The 23,796-nt window shown below is 61.5% G+C and carries 27 protein-coding genes and 1 tRNA gene; 10 read left to right on the forward strand and 18 right to left on the reverse strand.

The genetic code is table 11. From position 1 onward, the window contains the following. Positions 1–33: 33 nt before the first annotated feature. From lptB to ptsN, 4 genes are all read left to right on the forward strand, one after another. Positions 34–1,110, forward strand: coding sequence for an LPS export ABC transporter ATP-binding protein (gene lptB, locus ACP7AL_RS06035; protein ID WP_425989788.1), 1,077 nt, complete (start codon positions 34–36; stop codon positions 1,108–1,110). 131 nt (positions 1,111–1,241) lie between these two features. After that, on the forward strand, positions 1,242–2,882 hold the full coding sequence (gene rpoN / locus ACP7AL_RS06040) for an RNA polymerase factor sigma-54 (RefSeq protein ID WP_425989790.1): 1,641 nt from the start codon (positions 1,242–1,244) through the stop codon (positions 2,880–2,882). Between the two features lie 64 nt (positions 2,883–2,946). Continuing rightward, a complete protein-coding gene (hpf, locus tag ACP7AL_RS06045) occupies positions 2,947–3,570 on the forward strand; it encodes a ribosome hibernation-promoting factor, HPF/YfiA family (protein WP_425989792.1) in 624 nt (207 codons plus the stop codon). Between the two features lie 139 nt (positions 3,571–3,709). After that, a complete protein-coding gene (ptsN, locus tag ACP7AL_RS06050; protein WP_425989794.1) occupies positions 3,710–4,171 on the forward strand; it encodes a PTS IIA-like nitrogen regulatory protein PtsN in 462 nt (153 codons plus the stop codon). Positions 4,172–4,221: 50 nt separating this feature from the next. Here ptsN and ACP7AL_RS06055 read toward each other — a convergent pair whose 3' ends face one another. Continuing rightward, positions 4,222–4,551 carry a hypothetical protein gene (locus ACP7AL_RS06055; RefSeq protein ID WP_425989796.1) on the reverse strand — a complete coding sequence of 110 codons (330 nt, stop codon included), beginning with the start codon at positions 4,549–4,551 and terminating at the stop codon, positions 4,222–4,224. 239 nt (positions 4,552–4,790) lie between these two features. Here ACP7AL_RS06055 and ACP7AL_RS06060 point away from each other — a divergent pair, with 239 nt between their 5' ends. Then, positions 4,791–5,243: an Hsp20 family protein gene (locus tag ACP7AL_RS06060; RefSeq protein ID WP_425989798.1), complete on the forward strand. Its 453-nt coding sequence runs from the start codon at positions 4,791–4,793 to the stop codon at positions 5,241–5,243. Between the two features lie 699 nt (positions 5,244–5,942). On the opposite strand, the gene ACP7AL_RS06065 is transcribed toward ACP7AL_RS06060, so the two are convergent. The 10 genes from ACP7AL_RS06065 to ACP7AL_RS06110 all read right to left on the reverse strand — a co-directional run bounded on the left by ACP7AL_RS06065 (position 5,943) and on the right by ACP7AL_RS06110 (position 13,637). Beyond that, positions 5,943–6,206: a DUF1150 family protein gene (locus ACP7AL_RS06065; protein ID WP_006023256.1), complete on the reverse strand. Its 264-nt coding sequence runs from the start codon at positions 6,204–6,206 to the stop codon at positions 5,943–5,945. A gap of 50 nt (positions 6,207–6,256) precedes the next feature. Then, the gene (locus ACP7AL_RS06070) at positions 6,257–6,682 is read right to left on the reverse strand and encodes an Hsp20 family protein (protein ID WP_006023255.1); all 426 of its coding nucleotides are present in this window, start codon (positions 6,680–6,682) and stop codon (positions 6,257–6,259) included. Between the two features lie 157 nt (positions 6,683–6,839). Continuing rightward, entirely contained in the window at positions 6,840–7,937 is a 1,098-nt protein-coding gene (locus tag ACP7AL_RS06075) for a sn-glycerol-3-phosphate import ATP-binding protein UgpC (protein WP_425989801.1), read from the reverse strand. Positions 7,938–7,947: 10 nt separating this feature from the next. Further along, positions 7,948–8,796, reverse strand: coding sequence for a sn-glycerol-3-phosphate ABC transporter permease UgpE (ugpE, locus tag ACP7AL_RS06080; protein WP_425989803.1), 849 nt, complete (start codon positions 8,794–8,796; stop codon positions 7,948–7,950). Beyond that, on the reverse strand, positions 8,796–9,677 hold the full coding sequence (ugpA, locus tag ACP7AL_RS06085) for a sn-glycerol-3-phosphate ABC transporter permease UgpA (protein ID WP_425989805.1): 882 nt from the start codon (positions 9,675–9,677) through the stop codon (positions 8,796–8,798). Before ugpA ends, ugpE begins: the two co-directional genes overlap by 1 nt. An 8-nt stretch (positions 9,678–9,685) precedes the next feature. Further along, a complete protein-coding gene (locus ACP7AL_RS06090; RefSeq protein WP_425989807.1) occupies positions 9,686–10,084 on the reverse strand; it encodes a VOC family protein in 399 nt (132 codons plus the stop codon). Positions 10,085–10,105: 21 nt separating this feature from the next. Then, on the reverse strand, positions 10,106–11,419 hold the full coding sequence (gene ugpB / locus ACP7AL_RS06095) for a sn-glycerol-3-phosphate ABC transporter substrate-binding protein UgpB (protein ID WP_425989809.1): 1,314 nt from the start codon (positions 11,417–11,419) through the stop codon (positions 10,106–10,108). 201 nt (positions 11,420–11,620) lie between these two features. Further along, positions 11,621–12,823: a CaiB/BaiF CoA transferase family protein gene (locus tag ACP7AL_RS06100; RefSeq protein ID WP_425989811.1), complete on the reverse strand. Its 1,203-nt coding sequence runs from the start codon at positions 12,821–12,823 to the stop codon at positions 11,621–11,623. Between the two features lie 201 nt (positions 12,824–13,024). Then, positions 13,025–13,100 (reverse strand) — tRNA-Ala (locus ACP7AL_RS06105). Between the two features lie 120 nt (positions 13,101–13,220). Continuing rightward, on the reverse strand, positions 13,221–13,637 hold the full coding sequence (locus ACP7AL_RS06110) for a TIGR02300 family protein (protein WP_006023249.1): 417 nt from the start codon (positions 13,635–13,637) through the stop codon (positions 13,221–13,223). Between the two features lie 152 nt (positions 13,638–13,789). On the opposite strand from ACP7AL_RS06110, the gene aroA reads away from it, so the two are divergent. The 3 genes from aroA to rpsA all read left to right on the forward strand — a co-directional run bounded on the left by aroA (position 13,790) and on the right by rpsA (position 17,715). After that, positions 13,790–15,127: a 3-phosphoshikimate 1-carboxyvinyltransferase gene (gene aroA / locus ACP7AL_RS06115; protein WP_425989814.1), complete on the forward strand. Its 1,338-nt coding sequence runs from the start codon at positions 13,790–13,792 to the stop codon at positions 15,125–15,127. After that, the gene (cmk, locus tag ACP7AL_RS06120) at positions 15,124–15,762 is read left to right on the forward strand and encodes a (d)CMP kinase (RefSeq protein ID WP_024920194.1); all 639 of its coding nucleotides are present in this window, start codon (positions 15,124–15,126) and stop codon (positions 15,760–15,762) included. Before aroA ends, cmk begins: the two co-directional genes overlap by 4 nt. A gap of 252 nt (positions 15,763–16,014) precedes the next feature. Continuing rightward, on the forward strand, positions 16,015–17,715 hold the full coding sequence (gene rpsA, locus ACP7AL_RS06125) for a 30S ribosomal protein S1 (protein WP_006023246.1): 1,701 nt from the start codon (positions 16,015–16,017) through the stop codon (positions 17,713–17,715). A 113-nt stretch (positions 17,716–17,828) separates the two neighbouring features. Here rpsA and ACP7AL_RS06130 read toward each other — a convergent pair whose 3' ends face one another. Continuing rightward, positions 17,829–18,578: an RluA family pseudouridine synthase gene (locus ACP7AL_RS06130; RefSeq protein WP_425989817.1), complete on the reverse strand. Its 750-nt coding sequence runs from the start codon at positions 18,576–18,578 to the stop codon at positions 17,829–17,831. Between the two features lie 52 nt (positions 18,579–18,630). Between ACP7AL_RS06130 and ftsY the strand changes: the two genes are divergently transcribed. Together ftsY and ACP7AL_RS06140 are read left to right on the forward strand one after the other, a co-directional pair. Then, a complete protein-coding gene (gene ftsY, locus ACP7AL_RS06135; protein WP_425989819.1) occupies positions 18,631–19,578 on the forward strand; it encodes a signal recognition particle-docking protein FtsY in 948 nt (315 codons plus the stop codon). A 2-nt stretch (positions 19,579–19,580) separates the two neighbouring features. Next, complete coding sequence (locus tag ACP7AL_RS06140; protein WP_006023243.1) at positions 19,581–20,192, forward strand: septation protein A; 612 nt, start codon at positions 19,581–19,583, stop codon at positions 20,190–20,192. A gap of 153 nt (positions 20,193–20,345) precedes the next feature. Here the strand turns inward: ACP7AL_RS06140 and ACP7AL_RS06145 are convergent, their stop codons facing one another. The 6 genes from ACP7AL_RS06145 to ccmA form a co-directional block, all read right to left on the reverse strand. Then, a complete protein-coding gene (locus tag ACP7AL_RS06145) occupies positions 20,346–20,726 on the reverse strand; it encodes a ComEA family DNA-binding protein (protein WP_006023242.1) in 381 nt (126 codons plus the stop codon). Between the two features lie 125 nt (positions 20,727–20,851). Continuing rightward, complete coding sequence (locus ACP7AL_RS06150; RefSeq protein ID WP_006023241.1) at positions 20,852–21,442, reverse strand: DsbE family thiol:disulfide interchange protein; 591 nt, start codon at positions 21,440–21,442, stop codon at positions 20,852–20,854. Further along, a complete protein-coding gene (gene ccmD / locus ACP7AL_RS06155; RefSeq protein WP_425990037.1) occupies positions 21,439–21,630 on the reverse strand; it encodes a heme exporter protein CcmD in 192 nt (63 codons plus the stop codon). The genes ACP7AL_RS06150 and ccmD overlap by 4 nt, the downstream gene beginning before the upstream one ends. A 5-nt stretch (positions 21,631–21,635) precedes the next feature. Next, positions 21,636–22,367 (reverse strand): heme ABC transporter permease, encoded by a 732-nt coding sequence (locus ACP7AL_RS06160; RefSeq protein WP_425989822.1) that lies wholly within the window; start codon positions 22,365–22,367, stop codon positions 21,636–21,638. Between the two features lie 94 nt (positions 22,368–22,461). Next, a complete protein-coding gene (gene ccmB, locus ACP7AL_RS06165; RefSeq protein WP_425989824.1) occupies positions 22,462–23,130 on the reverse strand; it encodes a heme exporter protein CcmB in 669 nt (222 codons plus the stop codon). Continuing rightward, the gene (gene ccmA, locus ACP7AL_RS06170; RefSeq protein WP_425989825.1) at positions 23,127–23,729 is read right to left on the reverse strand and encodes a heme ABC exporter ATP-binding protein CcmA; all 603 of its coding nucleotides are present in this window, start codon (positions 23,727–23,729) and stop codon (positions 23,127–23,129) included. Before ccmA ends, ccmB begins: the two co-directional genes overlap by 4 nt. Between the last annotated feature and the right edge of the window lie 67 nt (positions 23,730–23,796).

The following is a 23,796-nucleotide window of genomic DNA, read 5'->3' on the forward strand; positions in this document are numbered from 1 at the left end:
CAGGCAACAACCCAAAGGCTGATTTAAGCGGGCATGGTCGATCTCCTGCGCATCTTTCGTCGTCGAGGCCCGGCGCGTGGACGGCAGGGCTTTGCCCGATCGCAGCAGGAAGGCTTGCGCCGGGACATCACGGCGTTGGCGGCGCGCATGGGCGATATCTTCAAGCCGGCTGCGGGCGAGAAACCTCTGGCGGCACGCGAGAGCGCGCCGGTCCGGCGCGAAGCGGTGGCGGCAATTCCGCGCGATCCCCAGACGCCTGCGCCTCAGGCATCCTCCGCATTCACACATGACGCGCCGCCCATTCCGCGCAATCTGCCGCGCGATCCTGCCAAGGAGCAGCCGCGCAGCCGTGCAGCGTCCAACGGCGCGGCACCGCGCGCGCAGCATTCCGGGTATCTTGCGATTCACGGTGTCGAAAAAAGCTTCGGCACGCGCAAGATCGTGCACGGCGTCAGCCTCTATGTCCGGCGCGGCGAAGCCGTCGGCATTCTTGGCCCGAACGGCGCCGGCAAGACCACCTGCTTCTACATGATCACCGGCCTCATCAAGCCGGATCGCGGCCGCGTCGAACTCGACGGCCACGACGTGACGCAACTGCCCATGTACCAGCGTGCGCGGCTCGGCATCGGCTATCTGCCGCAGGAGGCGTCGATCTTTCGCGGGCTGTCGGTCGAGAACAATATTCGTGCAGTGCTCGAAGTGGTCGAGCCGGACAAGCGCAAACGCGAACGCGAACTCGATTCGCTGCTTGAGGAATTCAACATCACGCGTTTGCGGAAATCGCCGTCGATCGCGCTGTCCGGCGGTGAACGCCGGCGTGTTGAAATTGCCCGCGCGCTGGCGTCGCGCCCGAGCTACATGCTGCTCGACGAGCCCTTCGCGGGCATCGATCCGATTGCAGTCGGCGACATTCAGCAACTGGTGCGGCATCTCACGGCGCGCGGCATCGGCGTTCTGATTACCGACCACAATGTGCGCGAGACATTGGGCCTGACCGATCGGGCTTACATTGTTTACGCGGGGGAGGTGCTGACCGAGGGGAGCCCGGACGACATCGTCAACGACCCCGACGTGCGCCGTCTCTATCTGGGCGAAGAATTCCGGCTCTGATTCACCCTGATCCGGGATTGGCGTTCCGCGGGGCCCAGTATCCCAAATTTTCGAAACGTCAAGCCGTGTACAAGCTCACAGGAAACATATAAGCAAGAAACGGACCAACTTTTGGACCGGATCTGGTTTTTATGGCTCTGACGCAGAGATTAGAATTCCGCCAGTCGCAGTCGCTGGTGATGACGCCGCAGCTGATGCAGGCGATCAAGCTGCTGCAACTGTCGAATCTCGATCTCGTGGCGTTCGTCGAGGATGAGCTTGAGCGCAACCCCCTGCTCGAGCGGGCGAATCAGGATGGCGCTCCCGATCACGGTGAGCCCGCTTCCGGGCATGCCGAGGGCGGCGGCGGGGATTTTTCCGACAATGCGGAGTTCTCCTCGGGCCCGGACGGCGAACGGTCTTCGGATAGCTTTGAGGCCGGCGCCGAGGAGTGGATGGCTCCGGATCTCGGCACCCGCGCCGAGATCGAGCAGACCCTCGACACCGGCATGGAGAACGTGTTCCCGGAGGAGCCCGCCGACGCCGCCGCGCGCAATGCGCAGGATGCCGCGCCGACTGCCTACACCGAATGGGGCGGTGGCGCGTCGAATGACGACGACTACAATCTCGAAGCGTTCGTTGCCGCGGAGACGACGCTAAGCGGACATCTCGCCGAGCAGCTCGCGGTTGCATTCCCTGATCCTGCGAACCGCATGATCGGTCAGTACCTGATCGATCTTGTCGATGACGCCGGTTACGTGCCGCCCGATCTTGGTGACGCCGACGAGAAGCTCGGCACCTCGCGCGAAGCCGTCGAGGCCGTGCTTGCGGTTCTGCAGAAGTTCGATCCGCCAGGTGTGTGTGCGCGCAGCCTGAGCGAATGTCTTGCGATCCAGTTGCGGGAGCGTGATCGTTACGATCCCGCGATGCAGGCGCTGGTTGAAAATCTCGATCTGCTGGCGAAGCGCGACATCGCGTCGTTGCGGAAAATCTGCGGCGTCGACGACGAAGACATTGCCGACATGATCGGCGAAATCCGCCATCTCGATCCCAAACCCGGCCTGAAGTTCGGATCGGCCAAGACGCAAAGCGTCGTGCCGGATGTCTATGTGCGTCCTGGACCGGACGGCGGCTGGCATGTCGAACTCAACAGCGACACGCTTCCAAAAGTTCTGGTCAATCAGGTCTACTATTCGCAATTGTCTAAAACCATCCGCAAGGATGGCGACAAATCCTATTTCACGGATTGCCTGCAGAACGCGACGTGGCTGGTGCGCGCGCTCGACCAGCGGGCGCGGACGATCCTGAAGGTCGCCACCGAAATCGTTCGCCAGCAGGATGGCTTCTTTACGCAGGGCGTGGCGCATTTGCGTCCGCTCAACCTGAAAGCCGTCGCCGACGCCATCCAGATGCACGAATCGACCGTCTCGCGGGTGACCGCGAACAAGTACATGGCGACCAACCGCGGCACGTTTGAACTGAAGTATTTCTTCACCGCGTCGATTGCATCGGCCGACGGCGGGGATGCCCATTCCGCCGAAGCTGTGCGGCACCGCATCAAACAGCTCATCGATGCGGAAAGCCCGACGGCTATTCTCTCGGACGACACCATCGTGGAACGTTTGCGTGGCGACGGCATTGATATAGCCCGTCGAACGGTAGCGAAGTATCGGGAAGCTATGCGTATACCTTCGTCCGTGCAACGCCGCCGCGACAAGCAGAGCATGCTGGGTGCCGCGCTGACTTCGGCCGCCCCGGCCGTGGACAGATCCCGCGACACAGCTATCGCTTGACTGCGCCACCAAGAAGCGGAACGCTCAGACATCCGAACTGCCAGTCCGAAAGTGAGGTAACGTCATGACACTCCGGGTCTCTGGAAAGAGTATCAGCGTCGGTGAAGCCCTGCGTGATCGCGTCAGTGAGCGAACGGAAGAAGTTCTCCGGAAATATTTCGACGGAAATTACTCGGGCCACATCACGCTCAGCAAGGATGGTTTCGGCTTTCGTACCGATTGCTCGCTTCATCTGGATTCGGGAATTACGCTGGAGGCGGATTCCATGGCCGCCGACGCTTATGCAAGCGCGGACCAGGCTCTGCTGCTGATCGAGAAGCGTTTGCGCCGTTACAAGAGCCGCCTGAAGGATCGCTCTGCGCGCAAGGCGCATGCAGCCACCGCGGCGCTGTCCGATATGAATGGTGCGGGATATGGCGGGCCGGGTCTCGACGCGCCGAGCTATGTGATCGAAGCGCCGTCCGATGACGACGTCACCGAATTCAATCCCGTCATCATCGCCGAGGCGGTGACGTCCCTGAAGCGGTTTTCGGTGAGCGAAGCGGTCATGGAACTCGATCTGACCGGGGCCGCGGTGATGGTTTTCCAGCATGGCGGCAGCGGCAGGGTGAACGTGATATATCGGCGCCCGGACGGCAACGTCGGCTGGGTGGACCCTCCGGCCGTTGCCGAGCAGGTTCGCCATTGACGCCCAGGGCCAGCCTAACTATGGTCCGCCGCCTTTCAGGGCGCGGGCCATGGTTCGGTTCGAAAGGGCCTTGACGCCACCCGGTCAGAGACCGATTTATTAAGTACACCAACGGCTTAAATTATCCTCGGAACGCTCCATGACGATTACCGATCTGGTCGCACCGGAGGCGATTCTTCCTGCTTTGAAAGTCAACAGCAAGAAGCAGGCGCTTCAGGAACTCGCGGCACGCGCCGCCGTCCTGACCGGACAAAACGAGCGGTCGATTTTCGAGGTGCTTCTCCAGCGCGAGAAACTGGGAACGACTGCCGTCGGTTACGGTGTGGCGATTCCTCACGGCAAGCTGCAGAAGCTCGACAAGCTGTCGGGCCTGTTCGCGCGTCTGGATCGTCCGATCGACTTTGAAGCGATGGATGGCCAGCCGGTCGACCTGGTGTTCCTGTTGCTGGCTCCCGAAGGCGCTGGTGCCGATCACCTCAAGGCGCTGGCGCGAATTGCTCGGCTGCTGCGCGATCAGGACATCGCCAAGAAGCTGCGCGCATCGAAGGATGCGCAGGCGCTTTATTCGGTACTGGCGCTGCCGCCGGCCACGGCCGCCTGAGAAGCAGAGCTTTGGTACAGGCGGCCCAACGCGTGCACGGCAACCTGTTGTCAAAATCCCACGGCTTCAGCCATGTGTTCGATCCGCGGTGGGCGCAAAGCCGCCCCTCCATGGATCGGAGGCGGTCGGTCGTCTTCGTCGTCAAGCCGGCGCAGAGCGCCAAGGATGTCTTTCAAGGGGATTGTATCAGGCGAGCCGGGTAACTGGCGGAGCCAGGGGTTATCCCTGACGGCGAATGCATCCGAGGCCCATGCCGCGAGAACACAGCGCTTCTCTGCGGAGGAGAGAACGGAGTTCTTAAGAACCTCCGACGGATGACTGAAAGTTGCGGCCAGAAGTGAATTTGCATGAATGTCGAAACCGGTTTCACGAACGTTCATGGTCGCCTCCTATTGCTCCTTTCTGTTCAAGACGGCGCCGAAAAATCTAGAGCGACCGACACGCCTTTCAAGGCGGCGTTCAAAGAATTTTTCGAGGGGGGTCTTGAAACCTATCGGATATTTTCTAGTTTTTCCTCGCCGTTTATCGGCCCGGGTGCCCTTCGGGGGCCCGGAGCAGACGGGCATCGGAGGTGTTCGGTGCTCGCTTATATCCAACTTGCTCAGTGGAGGATTTGGCTATGAGAACTTCTTACGACTTCACCCCGTTCTGGCGATCATCTATCGGCTTCGATCGTCTGTTTGACCTCGTCGATGCTGCGCAGCAGCAGGCTGAGGCTCATTACCCGCCGTATAACATTGAGAGACTGGGCGATGATCAGTACCAGATCTCCCTGGCGTTGGCGGGATTCCGCCCCGACGAGATCAATGTTACAGCCGAGCAGAATGTGCTCACCATTGAAGGACGGAAAACGGACGAAAAGCGCGAGTATCTCTACCAAGGGATTTCCGAGCGCCATTTCCGCCGACAGTTCAACCTCGCAGACTACGTGCAGGTAAGAAACGCGTCCTTCGACAACGGGCTTCTGCGCGTTGAACTGGTCCGGGAGATCCCGGAAGCGATGAAGCCTCGGCGGCTCGCCATCAACGGCATTTCAAATATTCAACAACTCGACTCAAAGGCCGCCGCATAACTCTGGGCCGCCTTTGTCCAAATGGCCCCCGCTGGTTTGAACTGGCGGGGCCCCCTTCTCTCAAACGAAAGGAAAGATGGAGGACCGTCGTGTCGACGATGATGGTTGATGAAAAACTTGCCCGCACACGATCGCGGACCAGCAACATTCAGCGATATCGTCGCTTGCTGAAGACAGAACTCACCGAGATAGAGCGTTGCTTTGTTCTGAAGCGACTATCCGAAGAGCAGGATGCGTTGGCGAAACTAACCGACGAGACCTTTCCTCTGCCCATTGGGCCTTCGAGATCCGGGAAGACTATCTCGGCTTCCCTTTAATTGGTTGGCTATGGTCGGCAGTGTCCACGACTACTTGGTGCGAGGCCATCAAAAGGTCATGGGCCACTACAAATTCCTGCTCAGGTCGCCAAGCCTTTCACCCTCCGAAAGGGAGCTATTACAATCTCGGTTAGCAAAGGAAGAAGAGGAACTGGGGGCCCTGATCGAGTCGGTCTGGAAAACCAGTAATCAAGCAGGCTAAAACTGGAGCTGTTGCCACGGCGGTGTCTGCGACCAGCTTGAAGAACCTGCGAGATTGTCCGGTTTCGTGACGGTGGCAACTCGATCCCGACAGTGGGGCGTGTATCAAAACAAAAGCGGCAGCGCTCGCCGCGCTGCCGCTTCGTTCCGATCGTCGCATCACTGCGCGGCTTGCGCCGGTTCAGTGAAGGCTGACGGTCTCCAATTCGTTGCTCCATGCATTTGCGATTGCCGCTTCGCGGCTGTCGGTGAGCATGATCGGCGTGCCGTCAGCGGCGTGAAGCGCGAACAGCTTCAGGCCGGGCGCGATCTGCGGCGCCTGCGGGAAAAGTCCCGGCACGTCTTCCGAGCGAATCTGTTTGACGTAGGCGATATGGCCTTCGCCCAAAGTAGCCAGCGCCTCCAAAGAGACGGCGGGTTCAAAGATGACACTACCTTCAGTCATGGTCTCGACTCCTTGCAGTTGTTAAGCGGTCGAGTCCGCTACTCGTTCCATTATTCGTGCTCATTGATGGCTATCGTCTTAACGACCCGTTCAGGCTCGGGACGAGCCAGATCGATCGACAGCAGGCCGTTCTTCAGGTCTGCGCCGATGACATACATCCCGTCGGCCAGCACAAAAGTGCGCTGGAAATGACGCGCGGCGATGCCGCGATGGATGTACTGCCGGGTCTTGTCGTCCTGCTGGCGGCCCCGGATCACGAGCTGGTTTTCCTCAGTGGTTACATCAAGTTGGTCGCGGGTAAATCCTGCGACCGCCAGCGTGATCCGCAGGCGTTCAGGCTGGCCGTCATCACGGCCGCACCGCTCGATGTTGTAAGGGGGATAACCGTCTGCACCTTTCACGACGCGATCGAGCGCACGCTCGATTTCGTCGAATCCCAAAAGGAACGGACTCGATAGCGAAGGAACACGAGACATTCACAAAGTCCTCTCGAAGCGACTTTGGGTCGGAGCCCTTGCGGCACTCCTTCCTGGGTTCCCGGCAGCCTTGCGGCCTGCCGGTTGAAGCAAATATGGCGATGTCCCTTGCGTTGTTCAAGAACCTCTAACTGCCCGTAAACAGGGGCAAATCCGGCTAGCCCGCCAGCCGGCTGCGGCCGTCGGCACTGAACAGGTGCAGTTTATCCCGCGCCGCGGTGACCCTGATTCGCTCGCCAACGGCGGGGGCGGCTTCTCCGGGCAGCCGGACGATAATCTCACCAGGAGGCAGTTCGCCCGGTTTGGCGCTGACGGTTGGCCCCGCGCCGTCGCGCGCCCTCGTGCCATAGACGAAGGTTTCCGCGCCGACGCGCTCAATGGCGTCGATCACGAGTTCAAGCGCCAGCCCTCCCTGCGCCGGACCGGCCATTGCGAAATCTTCCGGGCGCACGCCAAGAATGGCGTCGCCGGGCACCTTGATCTGCAGCGCATCAAGCAATCCGCCGAGATCGTTCGTCCTGACCGACAGCAGATTCATCGGCGGCGCGCCGATGAAGGACGCGACGAAGGTGGTGGCCGGCTCGCGATAGATGTCGAGCGGCTTGCCGATCTGTTCGACCACGCCGCCGTTCATCACCACCAGAATATCGGCGAGGGTCATCGCCTCGAGCTGATCGTGTGTGACGTAAATCGATGTGGTCTTGAGGCGGCGTTGCAGCTTGCGGATTTCGACGCGCATCGCGATGCGCAGCTTGGCATCAAGATTCGACAGCGGCTCGTCGAACAGAAACACTTTTGGCTGCCGCACGATGGCGCGGCCCATGGCCACGCGCTGGCGCTGGCCGCCCGACAGTTGCCGCGGCTTTCGCTCCAGCATTGGCGTGATTTCGAGAATCTGCGCAGCCTCGCGGACGCGCGTATCGATTTCCGGCTTCGGCATGCCGCGGTTGCGCAGGCCGTAGGCCATGTTGTTGTAGACGGTCATGTGCGGGTAGAGCGCGTAGTTCTGAAACACCATGGCGATGTCGCGGTCGGCGGGCTCGATCTCGTTGACCACGCGGCCGCCGATATCGATGGTGCCGCCGGTGACAGTCTCAAGTCCCGCCACCATGCGCAGCAGTGTGGACTTGCCGCACCCGCTGGGCCCGACCAGCACGCAGAACTGTCCGTCGCCGACCTCGAAGTTGATGCCCTTGATGGCATCGACCCCGCCGGGATAGGTCTTGCGGACATCGTGCAGAACGACGTTGGCCATCTTGTGATTCCTACTTCTCGGTCTCGACCAGACCGCGCACGAACAATCTTTGCATCAGGATCACCACGGCCACCGGCGGCAGCATTGCCAGCACGGCGGTTGCCATCGCGAGCTGCCACTCCGCCAGTTCGTCGGTGGTCGTCAGCATTTTCTTGATGCCGGTCACGATGGTCTGCATCGAGTCCTGCGTGGTGATCAGCAGCGGCCACAAATACTGATTCCAGCCGTAGATGAACTGGATCACGAACAGCGCGGCGATGGTAGTGATGGACAGCGGCAGCAGCGTATCCTTGAAGAAACGGAACGGGCCTGCGCCGTCGATCTTCGATGCTTCCAGAAGCTCTTCGGGAACGGTCATGAAGAACTGCCGGAACAGCAGCGTGCCGGTGGCCGATGCGATCAACGGCAGGATCAGCCCGGCATAGGTATCGAGCATCTGCAGATCGGCGACCACCTTGTAGGTCGGATAGATGCGGACTTCGACCGGCAGCATCAGTGTGACGAAGATGATCCAGAATGCGGTCTTGCGGAACGGGAAGCGGAAATACACCACGGCAAAGGCCGACAGAATCGAGATGCATATCTTGCCGACCGCAATGCCGATCGCGGAGATGAACGAGTTCATCAGCATGCGGCCGACCGGCTCGCGGCTGGTGCGCGAGCCGCCGACAAAGATCGCCCGGTAATAGTTCTCGAGGGTATGGCTGCCCGGCGACAGCGGCATGTTTCCGTTGACCACGGTCGCGGCATCGTGCGTCGAGGCGATCACGGCGAGATAGACCGGGAATACGACAATGAAAACGCCGAAGATGAGAATGGCGTAGGCGACGAAATCGCGCAGCGGACGATGCTCCACCATCAGTACTGCACCTTGCGTTCGACGTAGCGGAACTGAACGGCGGTCAGCGCGATGACGATCACCATCAGCACGACGGATTGCGCAGCGGAGCCGCCAAGATCGCCACCGAGGCGTCCATCCGCATAGACCTTGTAGACCATGGTCGTGGTCGCGCCCGCGGGACCGCCGCCGGTGACCGCGTCGATGATGCCGAACGTGTCGAAGAACACGTAGACGACGTTCACCACCAGCAGGAAGAACATGGTCGGCGACAGCAACGGAAACACGATGGTCCAGAACCGGCGTAGTGGACCCGAGCCGTCGATCGCTGCGGCTTCCAGCACACTTTTCGGAATCGCCTGAAGTCCGGCGAGGAAGAACAGGAAGTTGTAGGAAATCTGCTTCCAGACCGCGGCCATCACAACAAGGGCCATGGCGTGATTGCCGTTCAGCAGCGGATTCCAGTCAAATCCGAAGGCACGCAGCGGCCTCGCCAGCGTGCCGAGCGAAGGATGGAACATGAAGATCCACAGCACGCCCGCGATCGCCGGCGCGACGGCGTAGGGCCAGATCAGAAGAGTCTTGAAGGCAGGCGCCGCTTTCAGGTTCTTGTCGGCCTGGGTTGCAAACAGCAGGGCGATGCTGAGTGAGAGCAGGGCGACCAGGGTTGAGAACACCGCGGTGGTCAGCATCGCCTTGTAGTATTCGGGCTGCGCGAACAGCGCCTCGTAATTTTCCAGGCCGACGAATTCCGACGCAAGGCCGAAGGCGTCCTCGCGCTTGAACGATTGCCAGACGGCCTGACTTGCGGGCCAGTAGAAGAATACGAAAGTGATGATGAGCTGCGGTATGAGCAAGAGATAGGGGAGCAGCTTGTTGTTGAAGACTGCGGACTTTTCCATTCAGGGCGTCACTCGCGAACCGTCGGCGGGTCGTTGCACTCCTGCCCGAACCAGAGCCAGTAGTTGTCGGGATCGCGCAGCTCGAATTCTTTCATGCCATACAACGTGACGCGCAAATCGGTAACAGGCAAGCCGTCGCTCTTCCATGCCGCGTGAAGCGCTGCGACGTCGTCCGGGTAGAAATAGTAGACCTGAAAGTTCTTCGCATGCAGCGGTACCGCGTCCGTTTCCGCGCGGGGAGGCTCATTGAGCATGAGCTTGATGGCATCGCGCCCGATCATGCACCATTTCGGCTCGGGCTCACCGAAGACGTTGATGACATAAAATCCGAGCCGGTCGCGATAGAACGCAATGCTCCGGGTCAGGTCTGACACACTGAGCATCGGAATGAGCGCGGTCAGTTTCATGATGGCCGCGCTTCCGAAGGCTCACTTCGCTGTTTTCTCGAATGTCCGCAGCATGGCGTTGCCCCGGCTCACGGCGGAATCGAGCGCATCCTTGGCAGTCTTCTGGCCGGCCAGCGCGGCCTCTAGCTCTTCCGCCCAGATGTCGCGCATCTGCACCATGTTGCCGAAACGAAGCCCGCGCGAATTCTCCGTCGGCTCCTTGTTGGTGAGCTCCTTCAGCGGCGTCTGCAGCGTCGGATTCTTCTCATAGAAACCATCCGCCTTGGTCTTCTCATAGGCTGCCTTGGTGATCGGCAGATAGCCGGACTCCTGATGCAGCCTGGCCTGACGGTTGGTGTCGGACAGGAAGGCGAAGAATTTTGCGACGCCCTTGTATTCGTCGGGCTTCTTGCCGCCCATTACCCAGAGCGATGCGCCGCCGATGATCGAATTCTGCGGCGCGCCGGCGACGTCGGGATAATACGGCATCGGTGCGGAGGTGAACTCGAACTTCGCAGTGCCCTTGGCGGTTGCGTAGTATCCCGACGACGTCAGGAAGAGAGGGCATTCGCCGGACCCGAAGCGGCTTTCGCTCGCATTGGCGCGGCCGGAATAGTCGTAGGTCTTGTCTTTCTGAAGGTCGATCAGGTTCTGCAGATGCTTGATGTGCAGCGGCGAGTTGAACTTGAGCACGGTGTCGAAACCGTCGAGCCCGTTCGCCTTGGTGCCGATTGGCACATTGTGCCAGGCCGAGAACTGCTCGATGTGAGCCCAGCTCGCCCATGCATTGGAAAATCCGCAGGTGGTGTATCCGGCCGCCTTGAGCTTTTTGGCGGCGTCGAAAACCTGCGGCCAGGTTTTCGGAATCTCCGCGATGTTGGCTTTCTTCAGCGCATCGAGATTGACCCACATCACCATCGAAGACGAGTTGAAGGGGAACGACAGCATGTCGCCTTTCGCCGTCGAGTAGTAGCCGGTGATCGCCGGGAGATAGGCCTTCGGATCGAACGGCTCGCCCGCGTCCTTCATGAGCTGGTAGACCGGCTTGATCGCGCCCGTGGCGCTCATCATGGTCGCGGTGCCAACCTCGAATACCTGAATGATGTGCGGCGCGTTGCCGGCGCGGAATGCGGCGATACCCGCATTCATGGTGTCGGGATAACTTCCCTTGAAGGAAGGGACGACCTTGTAGTCGCTCTGCGAGGCATTGAAATCAGCCGCGAGCTTGTTGACGATGTCGTTGTTGCCGCCGGTCATGGCGTGCCACCATTGAAGCTCGGTGACGGCCTGGGCGGGCGTTGCAAAAGCAAGGAGGGTGGAAGCAGCCAGGCCAAAGCCCATCTGGCGGATTGTCATCGATCGTTTCTCCCTGAAGCCGTCATTATCGTTGCGCGGTAACAGCGCCGGATGACGTGCACGTGACGCGAAATGGTAGTCGGGGAGGGCCGCCGGAGGGAAGCCCTAAATGATCCGGCCCGATGCGGATATCGGTCAATAAAAGAAAACGGGCGGCGGTCGTGACAACCGTCGCCCGGTCATTTGCAGCCTTGCGCGGTGTTATCGCTTCCGCTGATTGACCACCACGCCGGCGGCCTTGAGATCCGCGATCTCCTTTGCCGAGTAGCCGAACTCACCGAGAATCTCGTCGGTGTGCTGGGCGAATTTCGGCGGCACATGGCGCAGGCTGGCCTTGGTCCGGTCGAACCGGATCGGCGAGGCGACGCCCTTGTACCAGTCCTTTTCAATCACATCGCCGCGAGCCTTGGTATGCTCGTTGGACAGTGCTTTGTCGACCGACTGCACTGGACCGGCAGGCAGTCCCGCTGCGAGCAGGCGACGGCAGAGCGGCTCGCTGTCGAAATCCTTGAGGATGTCGACAAGCACGGCACGCAGTTCGTCGCGGTGTGCGATGCGGTCGCGGTTGCGGGCGAAGCGCGGATCGGTGCCGAGTTCGGGACGCCCCAGCTCCTTCATGAGTTTCCGGAAAGTGCCGTCGTTGCCGACGCCCATGAAGATGTTGCCGTCGCGTGCCGGGAAAACCGCATAAGGCACAAGGTTCGGATGCTCGTTGCCGGTCAGCGCCGGCGGCTTGCCATGCATGAAGAAGTTTGCGGTGTGCGGATGCATGATCGCGAGACCAACCTCGTAAAGAGTGGTCTCGAGAAACTGTCCCTTCCCGGATTTCGCGCGTTCGGCCAGCGCCATCAGGATGCCGGTGGCAGCATAGAGGCCGGTCGACATGTCGACGAGTGCAACGCCGATGCGCGTCGGGCCGCTTTCCGGCGATCCGGTCGAGGCCATAAGGCCGACCATCGACTGGATGATCGCGTCATAGCCAGGATGGCCGCCGTGCGGCCCGTCAGCGCCGAAGCCGGAGATGCGACAGTGAATCAGCGTGGGGAATTTCGCGCGCAGGAAATCGTTGCCGATGCCCCACTTGTCGAGCGTGCCCGGTTTGAAATTCTCGATCAGCACGTCCGCCGTCTCGAGCATCTTCATCAGCACGGCGCGGCCGCCGTCGGAGGCGAGATCGAGGCCGACAGAACGCTTGTTGCGATTGGTGCCGATAAAATAGGCCGCATCATCGTCGTGGAACGGAGGACCCCAGTCGCGGGTCTCATCGCCGGCCGGTGGCTCAACCTTCACAACATCCGCGCCGTGGTCGGCGAGGATCTGTGTGCAGTAGGGACCACCAAGCACGCGCGTCAGATCGATCACGCGGAGTCCGGCCATTGCCCCGGGCGCGGTTTGGGTTGTCATTGAGTCAGCCTTCGATGAGCAGAGAATGAAAGATGCTGCTGCAGCGATGCAGCGTGCTGTCACATTGAAAGAATTCGCGACGCGCCGTCAATATCGCGGCCGATGAGGCATCCATGCACGCGCGCATGCTGCGCTGCCGCGTTGTTCAGTGAGCGAACGTGGCGCGTGAAGGTTCAATTTCGCTGATCGAAATCTTGAGGTTGGTGGAGCCAGGCGGGATCGAACCGCCGACCTCTTGCATGCCATGCAAGCGCTCTCCCAGCTGAGCTATGGCCCCGAACACCTCACCGCACTTTGGGGAGTGCGGCGAATTACCTTTTCAAACCTGTCCGGCTTGAGCGCGAAGCAGATGTCCGCTTCGCGAATATGCGCCAAAAATCACACTTGAGAACTTATCTCAAGTCTCTTCATCGCCCGAGACATCGCCGATGATATCGGTGACGTCTTCGTCGTCTTCCTCGTCCTCGGCGATGAAGGTCGAATCATCATCATCGTCGTCGGCAAGGGTTTCATCGACCTCGATATCGTCCTCGGATTCCGGCAGCACGGCCTTGACCTTGCCGCTGTTCTCTTCGGCGTCCGCCTCTTCCAGCGAGACCAATTCTTCCGACTCCGCGGGCTCCGGCACGATGCTGGCCGCGTTTGCCGCAGCGGCGCGTGCGGCCGCATCGGCGCGCGTCCGTGGCGGAGGCACCGGCGCGATCGGCACGATCTCACCGGTGTATGGCGAAATCACCGGGTTTTTGTTGAGGTCATAGAACTTTTTGCCCGTGGTCGGGCAAATGCGCTTGGTTCCGAGATCGGCTTTGGCCACGGTTTATAGTCCTGAGAATGTCTTGAAAAAGCGGTGCTTCACTTGGCTAGTTGCGCCGCTGCTGTCAACCCCGGTTTGAGGGATAAATGACCAGCCCGTGACGTCCTGTAAACCCCGTGGTAGGAGCCGCTCTGCATTGAGGAAACGCAATCTTGTCCCATTCCAACCAACCAACCCCGCTGGAATCGCGGGCTACGGGCGCTCTCAGCGGCCGCGTTCGCGTTCCGGGCGACAAATCGATCTCTCACCGGGCCCTGATTCTGGGCGCGTTGGCTGTGGGTGAAACCCGGATTTCCGGACTTTTGGAAGGCGAAGACGTCCTCAATACCGCCAAGGCCATGGCCGCGCTCGGCGCAAAGGTGGAACGCACCGGCGAGGGGGCCTGGTCTGTCCGCGGGGTCGGGGTCGGCGGCTTCAAGGCGCCGGACGCGCCGCTCGATTTTGGCAATAGCGGCACCGGGTGCCGCCTTGCCATGGGCGCGGTGGCGGGATGTCCGGTCGCCGCGACATTCGATGGCGATGCGAGCCTGCGCAAACGGCCGATGCGCCGGATTCTCGACCCACTGGAACTGATGGGCACCCGCGTTACGTCGAGCGCGGAGGGCGGGCGGCTGCCGATGACGTTGCAAGGCGCGCGTGATCCGATTCCCGTCACCTATCGCACCCCGGTTGCCTCGGCGCAGATCAAGTCGGCGGTGTTGCTGGCGGGATTGTCCGCGCCAGGTATCACGACCGTGATTGAGCAGGAAGCCAGCCGCGATCACACCGAACTGATGCTGACGCATTTCGGCGCGCAGGTGGTGACGACGAAGGAGGGCGCGCACGGCCGCAGGATCGCACTCTCGGGGCAGCCTGAATTGCGCGGCGCCGATGTGGTCGTGCCGGCCGATCCGTCATCCGCAGCGTTTCCGATTGTCGCTGCGCTGATCGTGCCGGAGTCCGACGTCACGCTGACCGACATCATGACAAACCCCTTGCGGACAGGGCTTTTCACGACATTGCGTGAAATGGGCGCTTCGATCGAGGAGAGCCATCAGCGGGGCGATGCCGGCGAGCCGATGGCGCAATTTCGCGTGCGTGCGTCGCAACTCCGCGGCGTGACCGTGCCGCCGGAGCGCGCCCCGTCGATGATCGACGAGTATCTCGTGCTTGCAGTTGCCGCTGCCTATGCGGAAGGCGTCACCACCATGCGCGGCTTGCAGGAATTGCGCGTCAAGGAATCTGATCGGCTCGAGGCGACTGCGGACATGTTGCGCGTCAACGGCGTCGAGGTGGAGATTTCCGGTGACGACATGATCGTGGTGGGCAAGGGTCACGTGCCCGGCGGCGGCCTCGTCGCCACCCATATGGATCATCGCATCGCGATGTCGGCGCTGGTGATGGGCGCAGCGTCCGATGCGCCGGTGAAAATCGACGACACCGGATTCATTGCAACCAGCTTCCCTGACTTCATCCCGATGATGCGCAGCCTGGGAGCCGATTTTTCATGATCATCGCCATCGACGGTCCTGCCGCTTCTGGAAAAGGCACGCTCGGCAAGCGTCTCGCCCATCATTACGGGTACCGCCATCTCGATACCGGCGTGATTTATCGTGCGGTCGCCTATGCCTTGCTGGAGGCGGGGTCCGACCTGAGCGACGAGAAGCTGGCCGTTGCGGCGGCCATGGAACTCGACCCGGAAAAGTTCGGCAATCCGGTCCTGAAAACCCAGAAAGTGGGTGACGCGGCCTCTGTGGTGTCGGCAATTCCCAAGGTCAGGGAAGTACTTATCAATTTTCAGCGGCAGTTTGCGGCCGATCCGCCGGGCGCCGTGCTGGATGGCCGCGATATTGGAACCGTGATCTGCCCGGATGCCGATGTGAAAATCTTTGTCGTGGCAGACCCCCATGTCCGGGCCCGCCGGAGGACCCTGGAGGCCCTTGCCCGGGGCGAGGCGGCGGACGAGGCGGCGGTGCTGGCGGACATCCTCAAGCGCGACGAACGCGACCAGAACCGGGCTACAGCGCCTTTAAAAGCGGCTCCGGATGCATACTTGCTGGATAACTCTCAGTTGGATATAGAGAGCGGCGTCCGGGCTGCCATCGACATTGTCGAGGCCGTTCGAGCGGGCCGGCCGAGGGCTTAGTCCCTGCCGTCATTGGAGGAATGCCCGCTCCCGGTTTTCTGAGGTCGATCTTCGTCTCAGCTCCGGACAGCAGACCATGCGCTTTCCAGGCGCAGCAATCCAATTTTGCACCGTATCGTTCGTGCAGGCACACGCCGGCCCGCTGTCGCAACTCCTCTTTGCGGAAGCGGTCGTCAAAGGTTGCGGACCTTTGACACTGGATGCGCGATACGCCCTTAACCCCGCTGCCGGCATTCCGCATTTGGAGAACAAATGGCTTCGACTGCTACTTCATATAATCCTTCCCGCGACGATTTCGCGGCGATGCTCGACGAGTCCTTTGCAGGCGGCAATCTGCAGGAAAGCTCCGTCATCAAGGGCAAGGTTGTTGCAATTGAGAAAGACATGGCCGTCATCGACGTCGGCCTGAAGACCGAGGGCCGCGTGGCTCTCCGCGAATTCAACGGCCCAGGCCGCGAGAGCGACCTCAAGGTCGGCGACGAAGTCGAGGTGTTCCTCGACCGGATCGAGAACGCACTCGGCGAAGCCGTGCTGTCGCGCGACAAGGCGCGCCGCGAGGAAAGCTGGGGCAAGCTCGAGAAGGCCTTCAACAACAACGAGAAGGTTCACGGCGTTATCTTCAATCAGGTCAAGGGTGGCTTTACCGTCGATCTCGACGGCGCTGTCGCCTTCCTGCCGCGCTCGCAGGTTGACATCCGTCCGATCCGCGACGTCGCACCGCTGATGAACAACTCGCAGCCGTTCCAGATCCTCAAGATGGATCGCCGCCGCGGCAACATCGTGGTGTCGCGCCGCACGGTTCTCGAAGAGACCCGCGCCGAACAGCGTCAGGAACTGGTGCAGAACCTCGAAGAAGGTCAGGTCATCGACGGCGTGGTCAAGAACATCACCGATTACGGTGCGTTCGTTGATCTCGGCGGCATCGACGGTCTGCTGCATGTTACCGACATCGCATGGCGCCGCGTCAACCATCCGACCGAAGTGCTCGCCATCGGCCAGACGGTCAAGGTGAAGATCATCAAGATCAACCACGAGACCCACCGCATTTCGCTCGGCATGAAGCAGCTGCTGGACGATCCATGGCAGGGTATCGAGGCGAAGTATCCGCTGAACTCGCGCTTCACCGGACGCGTCACCAACATCACCGACTACGGCGCGTTCGTCGAACTGGAGCCGGGCATCGAAGGCCTGATCCACGTTTCCGAAATGTCGTGGACCAAGAAGAACATGCACCCCGGCAAGATCGTTTCGACCTCGCAGGAAGTCGAAGTGCAGGTTCTCGAAGTGGATTCGGCCAAGCGCCGCATCTCCCTCGGTCTCAAGCAGACCATGCGCAATCCGTGGGAAGTGTTCGTCGAGAAGTTCCCGGTCGGCTCGACCGTGGAAGGCGAAGTCAAGAACAAGACCGAGTTCGGTCTGTTCCTCGGCCTCGACGGCGAAGTGGACGGCATGGTCCATCTGTCCGACCTCGACTGGAAACAGCCGGGCGAGCAGGTCATCGACAACTTCAAGAAGGGCGACATGGTCAAGGCCGTGGTGCTCGACGTCGATGTCGAGAAGGAGCGTATCTCTCTCGGCGTGAAGCAGCTTGAGGGCGACCCGTTCGCAGAACCAGGCGACGTCAAGAAGGGCGCCGTCGTGACCTGCGAGATCATCGAGGTGAAGGAAGCCGGTATCGAAGTTCAGATCACCGGCACCGACTTCACCACCTTCATCAAGCGTTCTGAACTCGCCCGCGATCGCGGCGACCAGCGCGCCGAGCGCTTCGCAGTTGGCGAAAAGGTTGACGCCCGCGTCATCCAGTTCGACAAGAAGGCGCGCAAGGTGCAGGTCTCGATCAAGGCGCTTGAAGTCGCTGAAGAGAAGGAAGCCATCGCGCAGTACGGATCTTCGGATTCGGGTGCGACGCTGGGCGACATTCTCGGCAACGCGCTCAAGAAGCGCGACAAGTAAGATCGCGAGCGCGTCTCGCGGCTGCTGAAACAACGAAGGGCTCCGGAATTTCCGGAGCCCTTTTTGTTTGTTCTTCGTCATTGCGAGGAGCGCAGCGACGAAGCAATCCAGCTTTATTCAAGAATGGATTGCTTCGCTTCGCTCGCAATGACGGGAGGCGCCGCTTCCTCGCCATTCCATCCGCAGGCCTTGAGCCGCTCATGCAGATGCGCTGGCACCGGCGCGACCACGCGCACCGGCGCCTTGTTCTTCGACAGTGGAATCACGATCTCGCGCGCGTGAAGATGCAGCGACGGTTCGCCGAAGCGCGGCCCGTTGCCGTAGATGTTGTCGCCGACGATCGGCCAGCCGCTCGCGGCGCAATGCACGCGCAGTTGATGCGTGCGCCCGGTGATAGGTTCCATGGCAAGCCAGGTCAGGCCGTCGCCACGACCCATGACCTTCCACGTCGTCCTCGATGGCAGCCCATTCGGGTCCGGCTTTTGCCACCAGCCGCGTTCAGCGTCCAAACGTCCCAGTGGAATATCGATTTCGCCTTCGTTTGCATCGGGGCTACCTTCGACAACGGCCCAATAGGTCTTGTCGATCTTGCCGTGCTTGAACAGCAGGCCGAGCGATGCGGTCGCCTTGCGATGGCGTCCCAGCACGAGGCAGCCCGACGTATCGCGGTCGAGCCGGTGAGCCAGCACCGGCGGGCGCGGGAGGCCGTAGCGCAGGGCATCGAACGAGGCTTCGAGATTGGGGCCGCCTTTCGGGCCCTTGTGCACGGCGATCCCGGCCGGCTTGTCGATCACCAGCATCAAGCCGTCGCGGTGAAGCACGCGGGCCTGTATTTCTTCCGGTGTCGGTTGCGGCGTATCCATTGGTATCGAGCGACTTTCGTTTGTAGCCTGAACCGGGTAACACACCCTCCTCATGAGTGACAGTCCGCAGGATCAACCGAAACAAAGCTGGTGGAAGCGGCTTTCCGCCGGCCTCAAGCGCACGTCGAGTTCGCTCGGCACGGCGGTGGCCGATCTCGTCACCAAGCGCAAGCTCGACCGCGCCATGCTCGATGACATCGAGGATGTGCTGCTGCGCGCCGATCTTGGAACCGAGGTTGCAGCGCGCATCTCGGAGGCCGTGGGCAAGGGACGCTACGACAAGTCGGTGTCGGCGGAAGACGTGACCAATATTGTCGGTGCCGAGGTCGAGAAAGTTCTCGCGCCTGTTGCCAAGCCGCTGGTGATCGACGCCGCGCAGAAGCCGTTCGTCATTCTCGTGGTTGGGGTCAACGGCTCCGGCAAGACCACGACCATCGGCAAGCTCGCCGCAAAGCTCACCGCGGAAGGCCGCAAGGTGATGCTGGCCGCGGGCGATACCTTCCGCGCTGCGGCCATCGAGCAGTTGAATGTGTGGGGCGAGCGCAACAAGGTTCCGGTGGTAGCCCGCGCGCAGGGCTCGGATTCGGCAAGCCTTGCGTTCGAGGCCGTGGAAGCCGCGAAAGCGCAGGACATCGATGTGCTGCTGATCGATACCGCCGGACGGTTGCAGAACAAGACCGAACTGATGGTCGAGCTTGAAAAAGTCCGGCGCGTGATCGGCAAGGTCGACGCCTCTGCGCCGCATGCCGTGCTGCTGGTGCTCGATGCGACGGTCGGTCAGAACGCGCTGTCGCAGGTCGACGCATTCCACAAAGCCGCGGGCGTCACGGGTCTGGTCATGACCAAGCTGGATGGCACTGCGCGCGGCGGCATCCTTGTGGCGCTGTCGGACAAGTACAAGCTGCCGGTGCATTTCATCGGCGTCGGCGAAGGGATCGACGATCTCGCGCCGTTCACCGCGCGCGATTTCGCCCGCGCGATTGCAGGACAGGACAACTGACCATGGCCGTCTCGGACAAACCCGCGCCGCATCCGCTGTTCAAGCTCGCGACCGAACTCGGCCCGCTGGTGATTTTCTTCGGAGCCAACGCGAAGTTCGGGCTGTTCGTCGCCACCGGTGCATTCATGGTTGCGATCGTCGCGGCGATTGCCGCGTCCTACATTGTCACAAAGCATGTGCCGTTGATGGCAATCGTCACAGCCGTCATCGTGCTGGTGTTCGGCGGGCTGACGCTGTTCTTCCACGACGAAATGTTCATCAAGGTCAAGCCGACCATCATCTATGCGCTGTTTGCCGCCACGCTTGGGATCGGATTGTTGATGGGCCGTTCCTTCATCGCGATCATGTTCGACCAGATGTTCAACCTCACGCCACCCGGCTGGCGGCTGTTGACCATCCGATGGATGTTTTTCTTTGCGGGCATGGCGGTGCTGAACGAGATTATCTGGCGCACCCAAAGCACGGATTTCTGGGTGTCGTTCAAGGCGTTCGGCGTGATCCCGATCACCGCGATCTTTGCCATGGCGCAGACGCCACTGATCAAGCGCTTCAGCATCGCGCCTGCGACCGACGAGGCCAGCGACATCGAGCGCGGCGATATTACGAAGGGTTAGTATAATCCGTCATTGCGAAGAGCGTCAGCGACGAAGCAATCCAGCTTTGTTTCCAAGAGTGGATTGCTTCGCTTCGCTTGCAATGATGAAAAAGAAAAACGCACCGGCATTGCCGCCGGTGCGTTTCGCTGGATCGTGTCACGAAGAGCAGGATTACTTCTGCTTCGCGATGATCTTGTCCTTGATTTCGGCGTAGGTCTTCTCAGGCACGATCTTCTTCTGCACGAGTTCGTCCTTGCCCTTGTACGGGCGGCCCTTGATGATCGCGGCCGAGTAAGCGTCGCCGATGCCCTTGAGCGCCTTCAGTTCATCCGCGCTTGCCGAATTGATGTCGAGCAGGTCGGCCTTCGGGGCTGCCTTGGTTTCCTTTGCAGCCGGAGCCATCTTGTCGGCCTTCGGTGCGGGAGCCATTTTCGCGGGCGCCATCTTGTCGGACCCGGCCGGCTGGGTCGCCTGCGAGAACGACGGCGAGGACGCGAGCAGGCCGAGCGCAAGGGTCGCGGCAGTCAATGAAGCAAGTTTCATATAACGCATGGGTGTCCCTCCAGGACAGTGATTGAAACACGCATAGCGTATGTTCGAATTCGTGGCTGCGCCATGGCTCCAAAATGAACGGCAGATAAAAGCGCAAGATTATTTTCGGTGGCTGCCGACCCCAATCAGGGTCTGGCGCGCAGTGCTTTCTCGATCTCTGCCTTCAGCAACCGCTCGAAATTCTCCGGCGTCACCGGTCCAATCAGCTTGTAGGAAATGGTCCCGTCGCGGCCGATCACGAACGTCTCCGGCACGCCGTAGACGCCCCATTCGATCGACGCCCGGCCATTGGCGTCGACGCCGACGGCATTGAACGGGTTGCCGTAGCGCCCGAGGAAGCGCCGGGCGTTGTCCTGCGCATCCTTGTAGTTGATGCCGATCATGCGGATGCGCTTGTCCTGCGCGAGCTGCAGCAGCAGCGGCGCTTCATCGTGGCATGGCACGCACCACGAGGCCCAGACATTGACGACACTGACCTGTCCCTTGAACGCCGCGGGATCGAGGCCCGGCACCTGTGCGTCGCCGGCGATCAGCCCTTCGAGCGGAGGGAGACTTGTCTGCGGCGCGGGGCGGCCAATCAAAGCCGATGGAATCCGTGCGGGATCGCCCGACCCGAGCCTGAACCAGAACAGCCCGGCCAGCACGACGAAGGCGACCAGCGGCAGCGCCACGAGCCATGAGCGGGATTGCCGCCGCTTTGCGCCCTCATTGCTCACGATGGTTTGCCGGGCGGTTGCGCCGAGCGGCGGGTGATGCCGCTGGCTTCGAGTTGACGCAACGTCTGCGTCTGGCGCCGGAAGTCGAGCGCGATCCAGACGATGAGGGCCACGACCACGAACGCGACCAGCGCATAGGACGTGACGATGAAGGAGGCGTATGGACCGAGCGACGTGAGAAGGGACATCGTGGTCACGCCGCCTGCCGGCTGGCTTGCATCATCTGCAAGGTGCGCACCCGCCGCCGCAGCACTTCATTGCGCATCGCCGCCAGATGCAGCGTCAGGAACAGCAGTGAAAAGGCGACGGCCATGATCAGCAGCGGGATCAGAAACACGCGGTCCATGCTCGGACCTCCGGCGCGGATCACCGACGCCCCCTGGTGCAGCGTGTTCCACCAGTCGACGGAAAACTTGATGATCGGAATATTGATCGCGCCGACCAGCGTGAGGATCGCGGCGGCACGCGCCGCGCGCGAGGGGTCTTCTACCGCACGCCACAGCGCCATGATGCCGAGATACATCAGGAACAGGATCAATACCGAAGTGAGCCGCGCGTCCCATTCCCAGTAGGTGCCCCACATCGGACGGCCCCACAGCGAGCCGGTGACCAGCGCGAGAAATGTAAAAGCTGCGCCAATCGGAGCGGCAGCCTTCGCGGCAACATCCGCCAGCGGATGCCGCCACACCAGTGTGCCGAGCGCGGCCACGCTCATGACGCCCCAGACGAACATTGACAGCCACGCGTTCGGCACGTGGATGAACATGATCTTCACCGTCGCGCCCTGCTGGTAATCGTCAGGCGCCATGGCTGATTGATAAAGGCCTATTGCGAGCAGGACCGCGGTCGCTGCGGCCAGCCAGGGCAGCACGCGCTCGGTCAATGCGAGGAACCGTGTGGGATTGGCGAGGTCGATGATGCTCATGGCGTTCCTGATAATCGTGACAAGCGCGGCAGGCAATGCGCGCAAGTGTTACCGCAGCGCAGTTCCGCGAGAGTTGATCGGGCGCAACATCGCATCAGTCGAGGCCCTGCCGCAGGCTGGCCGCGGCGGCGAACGGGCCAACCACAAGGCTGACCAGCGACAGCGCGCACAGGATCGAGAACGGCGTGCCGAATGCACCAGGTTTGTCGATGGCCGCATTCGAGGCCGCGACGCCGAAAATCAGCACCGGTATCGACAGCGGCAACACCACCACCGCAAGCAGCAATCCGCCGCGCCGCAGGGTCACGGCGAGCGCAGCACCGATCATGCCGGTAAATGTCAGCGCGGGTGTTCCGACCAGCAGCGTCAGCGCGACCGCGAATGTGGCATCGGCGTCAAGATTGAGCAGGATGCCGATGATCGGCGTCGCCACGATCAGCGGCACGCCGGCCGCCAGCCAATGCGCCAGCGCCTTCGCCGCGCAGCTCAATTCCAGCGGTGTGCGGCTCATCACGATCAGATCGAGCGACCCGTCGTCCTGATCGGCGGTGAACAGCCGATCCAGTGTCAGCAGGCTTGCCAGCATTGCGCCGAGCCAGAGAATGGCGGGGCCGATGCGCTTGAGCAAAGCCAGATCGGGGCCGAGGGCGAACGGCATCACCACCACGACCGAGACGAAAAACAGCACGCCGATCAGCGCGCCGCCGCCGGCGCGCAGCGCAACGGCGATGTCCCGGCGAACGAGTGCAGCCAGAGCGCTCACGCGTCACCGCCGATCCGCAATTCGTGCGTGGGAATGCCGAGCGGTCCATGGGTTGCGGCGAGAATGATGCCGCCGCTGCGCAAATGAGCGCCCATCAGATCGGCAACCATGGCCTGACCGGGGGTGTCGAGCGCGGAGGTTGGCTCGTCCAGCAGCCAGACGGGGCGATTGACCGCGATCAGCCGGGCAATCGACAGGCGGCGTCGCTGTCCGGCCGACAGAAATGCTGACGGCAGATGGGCGGCATGGCCGAGGCCGACGGCCTCGAGGCTGGCGGTGCCATCGATGGCCTCGCCGCCGAGGAAATTCCGCCAGAAATCGAGATTTTCCAGCACCGTAAGAGACGGCTTCAGCGCGTCGCTGTGGCCGAGGTAATGCGCCTGCTCAGGCAGCCTCAACTCTGCCTCGCCCCCCTCCAGCGTCATCGCACCGCCTGCGGCCGGAAGCAGCCCCGCGATGATCCGCAGCAGCGACGACTTGCCGGCTCCGTTGATTCCGGTCACCGCCAGCGCCTGCCCCGCAGGAACCTCAAAATCGAGACCGGAAAAGATGCTTCGCCCGCCCCTGACGCATTCCAGACCCTGACCTGTAAGCCTCATAATGGGGTGACCGATGGCTTGTGACAGGGTGCTGCGGTTCCAGTCGTGGCAGGCATGAGAAGCGGAC

Origin of the sequence: Afipia sp. DC4300-2b1 (genome assembly GCF_049895725.1) — a bacterium.
In the GTDB taxonomy this organism is placed as follows: Bacteria; Pseudomonadota; Alphaproteobacteria; order Rhizobiales; family Xanthobacteraceae; genus Afipia; species Afipia broomeae.